Annotated in this window: 11 protein-coding genes; 1 reads left to right on the top strand and 10 read right to left on the bottom strand. The window is 56.2% G+C overall.

Features of this window, described 5'->3' with window-relative positions; translation table 11 throughout:
* The first annotated feature begins 63 nt into the window (after positions 1-63).
* A complete protein-coding gene (locus DN824_RS03725) occupies positions 64-753 on the top strand; it encodes an SDR family NAD(P)-dependent oxidoreductase (RefSeq protein WP_231600321.1) in 690 nt (229 codons plus the stop codon).
* Here DN824_RS03725 and DN824_RS03720 read toward each other — a convergent pair.
* From DN824_RS03720 to DN824_RS03675, 10 genes are all read right to left on the bottom strand, one after another.
* Positions 728-1,183: a DUF305 domain-containing protein gene (locus DN824_RS03720; RefSeq protein WP_003292642.1), complete on the bottom strand. Its 456-nt coding sequence runs from the start codon at positions 1,181-1,183 to the stop codon at positions 728-730. The genes DN824_RS03725 and DN824_RS03720 overlap by 26 nt on opposite strands.
* 544 nt (positions 1,184-1,727) lie before the next feature.
* Positions 1,728-3,296: a hypothetical protein gene (locus DN824_RS03715; RefSeq protein WP_226924959.1), complete on the bottom strand. Its 1,569-nt coding sequence runs from the start codon at positions 3,294-3,296 to the stop codon at positions 1,728-1,730.
* Between the two features lie 204 nt (positions 3,297-3,500).
* The gene (locus DN824_RS03710) at positions 3,501-4,874 is read right to left on the bottom strand and encodes a heavy metal sensor histidine kinase (protein ID WP_003292645.1); all 1,374 of its coding nucleotides are present in this window, start codon (positions 4,872-4,874) and stop codon (positions 3,501-3,503) included.
* 90 nt (positions 4,875-4,964) lie between these two features.
* On the bottom strand, positions 4,965-5,195 hold the full coding sequence (locus tag DN824_RS03705; protein WP_003292646.1) for a hypothetical protein: 231 nt from the start codon (positions 5,193-5,195) through the stop codon (positions 4,965-4,967).
* A 23-nt stretch (positions 5,196-5,218) separates the two neighbouring features.
* The gene (locus DN824_RS03700; RefSeq protein ID WP_003292647.1) at positions 5,219-5,476 is read right to left on the bottom strand and encodes a DUF2933 domain-containing protein; all 258 of its coding nucleotides are present in this window, start codon (positions 5,474-5,476) and stop codon (positions 5,219-5,221) included.
* Between the two features lie 32 nt (positions 5,477-5,508).
* Positions 5,509-5,826 (bottom strand): co-regulatory protein PtrA N-terminal domain-containing protein, encoded by a 318-nt coding sequence (locus tag DN824_RS03695; protein ID WP_003292648.1) that lies wholly within the window; start codon positions 5,824-5,826, stop codon positions 5,509-5,511.
* Positions 5,827-5,968: 142 nt separating this feature from the next.
* Positions 5,969-6,325 carry a copper-binding protein gene (locus DN824_RS03690; protein ID WP_003298789.1) on the bottom strand — a complete coding sequence of 119 codons (357 nt, stop codon included), beginning with the start codon at positions 6,323-6,325 and terminating at the stop codon, positions 5,969-5,971.
* Positions 6,322-9,486, bottom strand: coding sequence for an efflux RND transporter permease subunit (locus tag DN824_RS03685; protein ID WP_003292650.1), 3,165 nt, complete (start codon positions 9,484-9,486; stop codon positions 6,322-6,324). Before DN824_RS03685 ends, DN824_RS03690 begins: the two co-directional genes overlap by 4 nt.
* Entirely contained in the window at positions 9,483-10,934 is a 1,452-nt protein-coding gene (locus DN824_RS03680) for an efflux RND transporter periplasmic adaptor subunit (protein WP_015275570.1), read from the bottom strand. The genes DN824_RS03685 and DN824_RS03680 overlap by 4 nt, the downstream gene beginning before the upstream one ends.
* Positions 10,931-12,184 carry a TolC family protein gene (locus DN824_RS03675; RefSeq protein ID WP_003292652.1) on the bottom strand — a complete coding sequence of 418 codons (1,254 nt, stop codon included), beginning with the start codon at positions 12,182-12,184 and terminating at the stop codon, positions 10,931-10,933. Before DN824_RS03675 ends, DN824_RS03680 begins: the two co-directional genes overlap by 4 nt.
* Between the last annotated feature and the right edge of the window lie 17 nt (positions 12,185-12,201).

The following is a 12,201-nucleotide window of genomic DNA, read 5'->3' as shown; positions in this document are numbered from 1 at the left end:
ACCTTATTTTGCTGGGAGAAAACGAAAATGGTTTTGCGAATATTCCCATCGCAGCGATTGGCTTTGCTGCTAGTACTGCTCGCCGTTCTGCAACTCAGTGGCTGCGCCGTTTCCCCGCGCCTGAAACCAAGCGACCAGCCAAGCGTTGCTCGCAAAACCTTTGTCATCACTGGTGCCTCCAGTGGCTTCGGCCGCGGCGTGGCGCTCAAGCTTGCCGCTCTGCAAGGCGACGTGGTGCTAGCGGCCCGCCGGACCGACGTGCTCGAAGAACTGGCCGCGCAGATACGCATGGCTGGAGGATCGGCACTGGTGGTGACCACCGACGTGAGCAACCCGAACGAGATGCAGGACTTGGCACGAGCCGCCATCGAGCGTTTCGGCAGGATCGACGTTTGGATTAACAACGCTGCGGTCGGAGCGCTGGGTCGTTTCGAGGACGTTCCCGTCGAGGACCATGCGCGGATCGTGGATGTCAATCTTAAGGGCATGATCTATGGCAGCCACGCAGCCATGCGCCAGTTCAGAGCTCAAGGCTTCGGCACGCTTGTCAACGTGGGCTCAGTCGAGAGCGAGATACCGCTGGCTTATCATGCCTCCTCCGCAGCGACCAAAGGTGGCGTCATAAATCTCGGCGCGGCAATCGCTGAGGAGATTCGCCTGAGCGGTAGCGAGACCATCAATGTCGCCACCGTCATGCCCTGGGCTGTGGACACACCGTTTCTGGGAATCAATTTGCCCTTTCTAGTTCATTGATCAGGGACTTCATTTCTGCGATTTCTCGGCGCTGAGCGTCGATGATTTCGTCAGCTAACTTGCGGACGCGAGGATCTGAAATCTGAGCTCGTTCACTTGTTAGGATTGCTATGGAATGGTGGGGGATCATGGCCTTCATGTAGTCCGTGTCGTCTACCGTCGCTTGCCCACGTACAAGCCATAGTGCAATGGTAAAAGCTACTGCACTTCCTGCCAATATCGCTAGGTTTACTGACTTACGCTTATACATGTTGAGCATGAATGCGAGCATGACTACTGCCATTACCGCGCCCATCACTAATGCCATCCAAGCGCGAGTCTCGCTCCAAAAAACATGCTCGAACGAGTAAGTATTTAAGTACATCACGCCATACATAATGATCGTAGACGTGGCTACCATCGCTGCAAAGCGCCAGTAAGACATTTGCATAGTTAGACCTCTTTAATGATTGCTGCTGGATCGGCGACTCAACGTGTTCGCGCAGCCCTGCTTAGAAGTGGCTTTCGAATGCTCTCCTAAAAACGGACAAGCCGAAGATGATGAGGTTTCGATTTTTTGAGAAGCTTACAAAAATGTAATCATCGACCGCTTTAAGACCGGCTTAAAGCGCTGCCAGCGCTGTACTACGCGTAATGTTCCCCTGAACTAATCAATCGCTAATAGCTTATAAGCAGACAATACCAACGTCGCGCTATGGACCACTGCGCGAAAGAGCGGGCCCACTAAGATGGCCTTCAAGCCTTGAGACCCGACTACTCGGCTTAGCAAGCCCAAAGAGTTATCGTGAGCAATAGAACACTCGGAGAGAACAATTCAGCACCCAGCATATGCCACGTTCTTGTCGAGTGTGACCGCAGGGTTAGTATTCGCACATTAGATGTGTGGCGGCTAAGACGGCTGGGTGTAGCTGGCTCCAAAACTGAGCGGCGAGGTTATTCTGTCCCAAGCCGCGCCTTTCGTGGCGCGCGGGACCTCACTCACTTTGAAACAACAGACCTTCGATTCGATCATGTTCTTCCGGTGTTGGCAGGGCAGATGAGTCAACATTGCCAATACTATTTGGCTGACCATTTTCTGGTGGGCCAACTTCAGGGTGGTAGGCGCCATCTGCGTCGAAAGCAACCCAGCCGTACAATTCTCGGATGACTTCGGAAGGATGGCCATCTTCCATTGCCACATACCAGTCCGCCAATCGGAAACGCTTACCGGCAAGCTTAGAAGTAGCCATTTCGGCTCGAACCAGCGCCAGATATAGCGGGTGCGGCAGTTCCTCTACGGCGCCGGTTTCGTCGAGCAAGAACATGAACGAGGCGTGCGACCGTTGCTCTGTAGAACCGGCTCGCTCCTCTTCCTCGCCTAAGGTAAAAACGGGAGCAAAACCGCCCCCCTCTGTTCTGAAGTTGGTCGTCTGGCCTTGGTAGACCCTGGCAGCGTTCCACTGCACCTCGCCAGCATAAGCGTAAGCGCGCAGATCAAACTTCATCGATCGTACCTGAGGGTCGGCGACGATTCTACGCTCGCCAGGAGCTACAAGGGACTGGGCCACGTAGTTTCCGCCAACGATTTCTTCCCAAACGCGCTTGGTGAGCTTGTCTCCTCGGTATGCACCGCGACTACCATACCCGCTGACAGGCTTGAAAAAGAGGCTACGGCGGTTTTGCCACAGGTGCTCTGCATTACCATGCCCGACAGGAACGGTAAGCGGGACGTATTGGGCCAATACGGTTCGGATTTGCTGATCAACGCCAATCTCTTCCAAAAAACGTGCGTTGGTTAGGTCAACCAACCTGCGTTTGTCGGCGTAAAGGGCATAGGCCTGAGGGTGTGGCGTTACCGTCACGACATCAGCCAAATAAGCGCTGCGCAGCGCGCTGCAATTGTCGCCTTCCAGATAGAAATCGGTGAGTCGGTTGTAGACGAGATCCACAGGCTTTCCGTCGACCAAGAGGGACTCGTTGTGAAAGGCCAGATCGGCTGGGTCTGCGATTAGGCAGTCGATTCCTGCTGACTCGAATAACCGCTGAAAAAGAAGGAACTCCGGATACAGGTATTGGGCTTGTGGGCTTTCATCCAAGATCACCACGCGCGTGAGCGGACGTGGCTCGCCGCTCGTAGACCATTCCTGGGCGAACATATCCAGAATCGAACGCTCGAAGCCGCCGGGTCCTTCCTGACCTGGCGAAAGCCCGACTACGCCGCTGCAACAACTACGCTGCGCGCGGGCGAGCAATACGTTTAGCATCGCTCCGCCCGCATTTGTGTTTATTTCGATGAGCCCAAGCTTGTCATCATCCAGATGGAAGTCGTAGCCAAAGAAGACGCCGCGCGCGCCCCGAGGATCGTGTCGGGCAATAGGAGGTGCAGAATCCAGAGCATGCTCACGCCAACCGGGCGAGCTCACGGTCTGCTCGATGGCCTGAATAACCTCATTAACCTGGCGCAGCCGCAAGGATGAAACAAAGACCGGTCGTGCTGCAAACACATGAGGGCAACGTGACTTCAATAGCTCCGACAGCTCTGAATTCCCAAGCTGTTCGGTCAATGAGTTTACGAGCGCAGCTTGATCTAGGCTTACGCAGAAGCACGCTTCGTTGAGCGCTGCGGCTGTCGTACCGCATTTTCTCGATGAGGACGCTTGCACGGGAACCTCCAGAACCAAACATACAGCTTCGAAAGTCTCGGCCTCTTTCGGTTCAGCCTGGCGTTTCTATGAGCGTAGGTCAGGGTCGTTGCTGGCACTCTGCCATTAACTAGACATAAGCTTTGGAAGCGTCATTGTGAAAGTCGTATGCCCCTCAGCTGATTCGCAAGCGATGCGCCCTTTGTGCGCTTCGACTATCGAACGAGTGATAGCCATGCCGAGGCCCGCATTCATGGTGGTTCCTTCGCGCCTTGCGGTGTCGACCCTATAGAATCGATCAAACACTCGGGCCTGAAGCTCGGCTGGAATCGTTGTGCCTCGGTTGGATATGGCTGTGCAAACCGAGCCACCGCTCTCGCTTATTTCAACGCTGATGGTGCTGCCTTCCTCTGCATATCGAACTGCGTTAGAGACTATGTTTGAGACGGCCCGTCTCAGCATCGATTTATCGCCATGTACCGATCCATCGCCTGAAAGCGCGATTTCTACCTTTTTGTCCTCGGCTGCAAGCTCGTAATATTCGATAACGCTCGCGGTAATCTCAGCCATGCTGGCATCTTCGGCATTGGGCGTAATCTTCCCGTTGTCCGCCTTGGCGAGGAATAGCATGTCATCGACCATCTTTGACATGCGCCTAAGTTCTTCGAGGGCGGAATACAAAATGTCTTTGTAGTCGGTATTCTCGCGGTCGCGCAAGAGCGCGACCTCCATTTGGGTAAGCATGCTGTTCAGCGGCGTTCTTAGCTCATGCGCGATATCCGCTGAGAAACCTGACAATCTGAGAAAAGAGTCGTCCAAGCGCGAAAGCATTTCGTTGAAGTTGTCTACGAGTTCATGCAGCTCGCCTGGCACCGACTCGGTTGGAATTCTGGTATCTAAGCAGTGGGCGGTTACTGTAGAAGAAGTCTTGGACAGTTCGTCTATTGGTTTTAAGCCTTTCCTGATCAGAACAACACCTAACGCGCCACTCAGAAGTGCACTAACGACAAGCGTATAAGCAAACCACTGCTGAATCATATCGAAGAAGTGGATTCGGTGCGTTACATCCAAAGCCAAATAGATAACAGTGTCCTGCCCTTCTACCCACCGATTTACTTTTCTGGTAATTCCGCTGTACTGGTGGCCACCGAAACTTACCGTCCAGCGTTCCTCTTGGATGTCTGTGACAAGAGGTAGCAAGCTCTCAGACAGATTGTGATGGGAGTAAACCGTCTTACCGTCTACTACAACCGCAGTCGCGAAGCCAAAGGAGTGCTCAATAACGGCATCGATCCTTGAAGCGGTCTCAGGCCCGAATGCTGAGCTGTTGAGTAGCGTACGCTCTACTGCAGCGGCCTTTTCATTAAGCACTTGTGCATCTTTGCGTTCGAAATGGAGCTGACAAAAATAATTAAAGCTGATTGCGGCCGCCAGCAGCACAACCGTAACCACGAGCATGAAAGCTATCGCCATTCTGCTCGTCAGTGACACTTTTCCCATCAGTACGGTCCTGGTTAGGCCATCAAGCACAAAAAAGCAGGTGGGGCACCCCCCACCTGCTTCGATCATTGTTACTCACACCCTCATATCCTATGCTGCGTCTGGATTTTCGCCATTTTGCGAGTGGTCGGCTTTGGCGGCCCCCATCATCTCACGACACTCTTTCATCATTCCACGCATGTCACCCATCATTTCCATATGCTTGTCGCCGCTCATCATGCCGGTTTCTGAATGGCTTTGGTCCGCTTTATCTGCCGCTGCGAAACTCAGTCCGCTCGCCAAGGTGATTGCGATTGCTGTAACGGTGATGGCCTTTCGCATGTTAAATCTCTAAGTTCAGTGGGTTATTCGCTTTTGCTTAACAAGGTGTTTTCGCCAACGTTGGGCTCCTTGGGCTTGTCGCACTTACCGCTAGACATATGCTTCATGCATACGACCATCATCAACAAGCAGGGCAAGAGAAAGAGCAGGCTTGGCAGCGTTGTTGCCAACGCCGCAGTGCTTTGGTTCAGTAGCATGTAGCCAACCACAGCTGCGGTTAACCCCGTTACGACCGGATTGCGCTGCAGTACGCTTTTAATCTTGGATATTATGCTGCTCATCTAACTATCCCTCGGATATTAAGCTTGGCAGATTAGCCATTGTTCACGCCAACTGGGGTGCTCAGGAACTCTACCGTATGGATCTTCCCGTCGGGGGTCTTGACCTTCATCTCATACGTCTGGACTTGGGCACTAGTTCTATAGTTTTGAATCATTCGAGTCGTGCCGGTCGCCCCTGCAGGTGCGATGCTCAGCACTTGACCCTCTTTGACAAGCTCCTTAAGGGTGGGCTTTGCTCCTGCCGAGTCATTTAAGCGATTCAGCGTACGTTCGCTTCCGCCTTCGGCCATTGCAAGCGAGGAAGCAACGGTCAGAATAAAAGGAACGATTACTTTGGTTATGCGGTTCATGGTTTGCACCTCTTGGTTAGTTGATGCCTGTAGATTAAAGGCTTGCTACTTACAAGAAGCTGTTGCCAAGGTTACAAAGCGGTAATCGCTTCATTCTCGTGTTGGTACGACCGCCGCGCCTGCGGCGGTCGCTTTCTGCTCTTTACTGCTTTTCGATGCGCGTAATGGTGGAATCCATACCTTTCGAGGAGAACTCGAATTCGACCTGGTCCCCTTCTTTCAGCGTTTGGAGCTGATCAGGCTTTGCTTTGAAGCCCATCGTCATCGACGGCCAGCCCAACGCTTCGACCGGGCCGTGGGCAATGGTGACGGTTCCGCTCTCGGTGTTTACTTTCTTGACCGTACCTGTGGCTGTAGCGGTCTGTCCCGCCGACTTCTGGTCCATTGGCATGTTCATGCCTTTGTGATCCATCGGCATGCCGTCCATTGGCTCCTTGTCGGCGGCATAGGCGACTGGCACCAGGAAGAGTGAGGCAAGGGTGATGTGCTTAATGTTCATGGATGTTCTCCAGTGGGGTTGGTTGCTTGCTGGGTGGTAACTCGCAATTGCCGGCGGCGCATCAGCAGGTAAGCTGCCGGCAGAACGAACAGGGAGAGCAAAGGGGCGGTGATCATCCCGCCCACCATGGGCGCGGCGATGCGGCTCATGATTTCGCTGCCGGTTCCGCTACCCCAGAGGATGGGCAGCAGACCGGCGATAATCACTGCTACGGTCATGGCCTTGGGGCGCACCCGCTGCACAGCGCCTTCGCGGATTGCGTCGAGCAGTACGCCTTCGCCATGGGCTCCAGCGTTAACCCGATCTGTCCATGCGTTCTTCAAATACAGCAGCATAATGACGCCGAACTCAGCAGAAACGCCTGCCAGTGCGATGAAACCGATTCCTGTCGCTACGGATAGGTTGTACCCGAGCAAATAGAGGAACCAGACGCCACCGGTTAGGGCGAATGGCAGCGTGGCCATGATCAGCAACGCCTCCCCAAAGCGCCCAAACGTGAGGTAGAGCAAGACAAAAATGATGAGCAAGGTAGCCGGCACGACGAGCTTCAGCTTCGCGTTAGCTCGCTCCATGAATTCGAATTGGCCGGAATAGCTGATGCTCATGCCGGATTCGAGCTGGACCCCTTTGCTGATCTTTTCCCTCAGATCGCCCACCACAGCCGCCATGTCGCGGCCACGAACATCGACGTAAACCCAGCCCGACAGCCTTGCGTTTTCGCTTTTAAGCATGGGCGGTCCGTCTGTCACCTGTACTTTGGCCACGGTCCCCAACGTGATCTGGCTGCCTTGCGGCGTGTAGATCGGTAGGTTGCGCAGATCGGATATCGAGTCGCGCCACTCGCGGCCATAGCGGAGGTTGATCGGATACCTGGCGAGCCCTTCCACGGTTTCACCAATGGTTTGACCACCGATGGCACCGGCCACGATCGATTGCACGTCCGCGATATTCAGGCCGTAGCGTGCGGCGGCGACACGATCGATATCCACATCGATATACCTGCCGCCGGTCAGTCTCTCAGCAAGTGCCGAACTGACCCCAGGCACCGTTTTGGCGATTTTTTCCACTGCCTGGGTGGCTTTGTCGATCTGTGCCAAGTCAGTGCCATACACTTTCACCCCGATCGGGCTCTTGATACCCGTCGCCAGCATATCGATACGGTTTCGAATCGGCGGGATCCACAGATTGGCTAATCCAGGTACCTGTACGGTGCGATCCAACTCCTCAACCAGCTTGTCAGGCGTCATCCCAGGGCGCCATTGATCCTTCGGCTTGAACTGAATGGTCGTCTCGAACATTTCCAGCGGGGCGGGATCTGTAGCGGTGTCGGCTCGACCAGCCTTACCGAACACGTGTGCAACTTCTGGAACCGTTTTTATGAGCCGGTCCGTCTGCTGCAGTAGCTCAGAAGCCTTCTGAGCGGAGAGGCCTGGAAGCGCAGTGGGCATATAAAGGAGGTCACCTTCATCCAGCGGGGGCAAGAACTCCCCACCAAGGCGAGAGGCCGGCCACAAGCCTGTCAGGAAGACCAGAACAGCCACCAGCAGAGTCATCTTGGGCCAGCGCAGTACCGCGTCCAGGGCCGGCTTGTAGATCCAGATGAGGCCACGGTTGAGTGGATTACGGTGTTCGTCAGGGATTTTGCCCCTGATCCAATACCCCATGAGCACCGGAACCAGCGTGACAGACAGGCCCGCGGCGGCTGCCATTGCATAGGTTTTGGTGAACGCCAGTGGACCGAACAGCCGGCCTTCCTGCGCCTCCAGGGTGAACACTGGTATGAACGACAGCGTGATGATCAGCAGGCTGAAGAACAGTGCCGGCCCCACTTCAACAGCCGCGTCAGTAATGACCTTCCAGTGCTCCTGGCCCTTCAAGGTGGAGTCAGGATGCCGCTTGTGCCAGGCCTCAATGTGCTTGTGGGCGTTTTCGATCATGACGATTGCTGCATCGACCATCGCTCCGATGGCGATCGCGATGCCACCCAACGACATGATGTTGGCGTTGATGCCTTGCCGCTGCATGATCACAAAAGCAATCAGGATGCCGATCGGCAACGACACGATGGCGACCAACGACGAGCGCAGATGCCACAGAAAAATCGCGCAAACCAACGCAACGACAATGAACTCCTCGATGAGCTTGTGCGTGAGGTTTTCAACGGCACTGTCGATCAGCTTGCTACGGTCGTACGTCGTGACGATTTCGACGCCTTGGGGCAGGCTCGCTTTCAGCTCATCCAGTTTGGTCTGAACGGCAGCGATGGTTTCCCGAGCGTTCTTGCCGCTCCGCAGGATCACCACGCCGCCGACTACCTCACCTTCACCGTCAAGCTCGCTGATGCCCCGGCGCATTTCCGGGCCGAGCTGGATATGCGCAACGTCCCCTAGCGTCACAGGCACGCCGCCGTCGAGACGCAAAGGAATGGCTCGAAAGTCTTTGAGTGTCTTGAGATACCCGGTCGCACGGACCATGAACTCGGTTTCTGCGAGTTCCAGAACACTCCCGCCGGTTTCACGGTTGGCTTCATCGATCGCCTTTGCAATCTGCTGCTGCGTCACGCCCCTGCTTGCCATGCGCACGGGATCCAGTACGACCTGATACTGCTTGACCATCCCGCCTATGGGCGCGACTTCCGCCACGTTGGGCAGTGTCTTGAGCTCATAGCGCAGGAACCAATCTTGCAAAGAGCGCAGCTGCGAGAGGTCATGTTTGCCCGTTCGGTCTACCAAAGCATATTGGTAGATCCAGCCGACACCTGTGGCGTCAGGGCCCAAAGCGGGTTTGGCGGCGGCGGGAAGCCGACTCTGCACCTGACTCAGGTACTCCAGCACCCGAGAACGGGCCCAATAGAGGTCGGTGCCGTCCTCAAACAGGACGTACACGTAGCTATCCCCGAAGAAGGAGTAGCCGCGGACCGTCTTTGCGCCGGGGACAGACAGCATGGTCGTCGTCAGTGGGTAGGTGACCTGATTCTCAACGATCCGGGGCGCCTGCCCGGGGTATGGCGTGCGGATGATGACCTGAACGTCGGAAAGGTCTGGCAATGCATCAACAGCGGTGTTTTTGACCGACCAGACACCCCAAGCCACCGCGAACACAGTAGCCAGCAGGATCAGAAAGCGGTTGGCCACTGACCAGCGAATTATGGCTGCGATCATCGCTGGCCCCCCAGCTTCTCGATGTGCTCAATGACCAGGCCCTCTTCGCTTTCACGCGCGCCGACACGGACGTGATCGCCGGTCTGCAACTTTGTTAGGAGCGATTGATCTGCAACCGGAAAGGACATTGTCATCCCAGGCATGTTCAGCGTCTTGAACGGCCCATGCGACAGGCCAACCATGCCATCTTCCAGGCTGACGATCGTACCTTCAGCCTCGTGCAGCGCAGGTTCTGTAGAAGTTGCAGGCTCCTCCAAACCCTGAGCGGTCAGCCCGCGTAGGCTCGCCTCTGAATCCAGGAGAAACTGACCGGACGCCACGACCTTCTGACCGGCTTCCAGCCCTTCAAGCACCTCTGTCTGGTCATCGAATTCCCGGCCTGTGCGAACCTCAATCGGGCGGTAACGGCCTTGATCCTCGGCCAGCATCACCAATGCGCGCCGACCGGTGCGAATGACCGCCTCGGACGGGATGACCAAGACATCTTCGACGTTGCGACTCAACGTCACCTCGGCCGTCATGCCGGGACGAAGCCGTTGTTGCGGATTAGGCAGTTCAACCCGGACGCGCACAGTACGGCTATCCAAGTTGGCTTGTGGTAGTACGGCCTGGATCGTCCCTTCCAGAACTTCACCTGCAAAGGCCGGGAGGCGCGCGTTGACCAGCTGCCCAGGCGCCACATTTGCAACCTGCGCCTCAGGCACCGCAACCTCTAACCATACCTTTTCCAGCCCATTAACACGTGCCAGAGACGCACCAGTGGATACGGTCATGCCCTCGCGAACGTCGAGGCTGTTCAGCACGCCGCCTATTGGACTCCTCACTGTCCAAACAGGGCGCGCTTTACCAGTTCGTTCTAGCTGCACTATGACTTCTGGCGGCATGCCAGCAAGGCGCAACCGCTGGCGAGCCGCTGCGAGCAGCTGGGGTTCGCCAATCCCTTTGAGCGCCAGGTACTCTTCCTGTGCGGCAACCCATTCGGGAACCAGCAGATCGGCTAACGGCGCGCCTTTTTCGATGACATCCTCCGGTGCTCGGTCGTAAACGCGCTCGACAAAGCCACCGGCACGCGCCTGCACAACCGCCACGTCTCGCTCGTCGAACATCAATGCGCCTGTCGCTTCGAGCGACTGGCTGATCGATTCACGCGTTACGGTTGCAAAGCGCACGCCGAGATTCTGCGTCACGCTCGGGTCGATACTGATCGATGCCCCGTCGCTTCCCTCATCTGCATAGCGTGGAATCAATTCCATATCCATGAATGGCGACTTGCCCGGCTTATCGAACTTTTGCTGGGGGACCATAGGGTCATACCAATAGAGCACTTCCTTGTCTTCTTCTGCAGGCGATTGTCCGAAGGCTGCGGTAGGCAGACCGATTAGCGCTGCAGCGCTAATCATCAGAGGCAGACTGAAGGCGAGTACCAGCCGCTTGTGTTGGAATGTCATGGTCGGGTATCTCCAAAGGCGAAATGCAGGCGGGCATTGCTCAACGATCGATCGCGGGCGACGTCAATACGCCGTAGCCGGGTCTCCACAAGCTGTCGTCGCGCTTCGATCACAGCGGTCAGCTCACCGCTTCCGGAGCGGTAATCGGCCATGGCAAGGCGGACCTTCTCTTCAGCGAGGGGTAGTAAGGTTTTGTCGAGGCGGATGAGTGCGCGGTCCAGACGCTGATACTCAGCGAGGTCAGTACTCAGCTCTTGGTTGTACAGGCGCAAGGTCGCTTGGCGCTGAGCCTCGATCTGGGCAAGGCGAGCTCGTTCGGCCGCGATCTTCGGATCCTGCCGAGAGCTGGTAAACAGCGGCAGGTCGAAGCTGACGCTGAGGTTCACCATGTCGCCGTACTCACGGCCACGTCGCAGGTAGTCGATCCCCCAACTCCAATCCGGTGTTTTCTCTGCGATGGCCTGGTGAACCTTTGCCTCCGCTTCACGAGTCATCGGGTCGAAGGCGAGTAACGCCGGGTGCCGGTTCAGGTTGTGCTGATAGTTATCAACGGCGGCAAGCCATTGCGGCCAGTCACCTGTAAGCGGCTGGCCTGCTAGCTCGCCTATCCAGCGCCGGAGGCCGGCCCGCGCAACAGCCTGGTTACGCAGCAGCTCATCCTCTTGTTCAGCCAGCAATGCTGCCTCTTGCCTCGGAAGTACGCTGTCTGCGGTTTGTCCGCTGCCGCCAGCAATGCGGGCCTGAACAGCCCGCGAAAGGAGCTGATTCTCGCTGTAAAGCTGCTTGAAAAGGCTTAGCTTCTGCTCGACCGCGAAGCTAGCGATCCATGCCTCGGCGGTTGCTTGGCGCACACCGAGACGTTCAACCGTTTGCTGGGCGTTTGCGAGCGCAACACTAGCCTGCGCGGCCTCGACACGAGCGCGCCTTTTCGCTCGGTTTGGCACATCTTGCATGACCCCAACCATTTGCATGGTCATGGCCTCTTGCTCCAACTGCCAGCGAGCGTCACCTTCGATGGGCACGCTTTGCAGTCCAAGCTTAAGTTTAGGGTCAGGAAGCTCGCCGGCAGGGATTGCAGCGCTGCGTGCGGCCACCAGGTTGGCGGCTTGCGCATGCAGCGAAGGCGCGTCTTGCTCGGCCACGCTCAGAGCTTGTTCTAAGGTCAAAGCGGACGCTAACCCTGGAAACGAGAGCGCGCCCATGATCAAGGCGGCCACGTACGGCGGCGCCCAATAAATACGGGGTTTCATTTGCGAAGGATTCCTGA

Origin of the sequence: Stutzerimonas nosocomialis (assembly GCF_005876855.1) — a bacterium.
Classification (GTDB): domain Bacteria; phylum Pseudomonadota; class Gammaproteobacteria; order Pseudomonadales; family Pseudomonadaceae; genus Stutzerimonas; species Stutzerimonas nosocomialis.
Note: the sequence above shows the minus strand (reverse complement) of the source record. Positions and strands in the feature narration are given on the sequence as shown.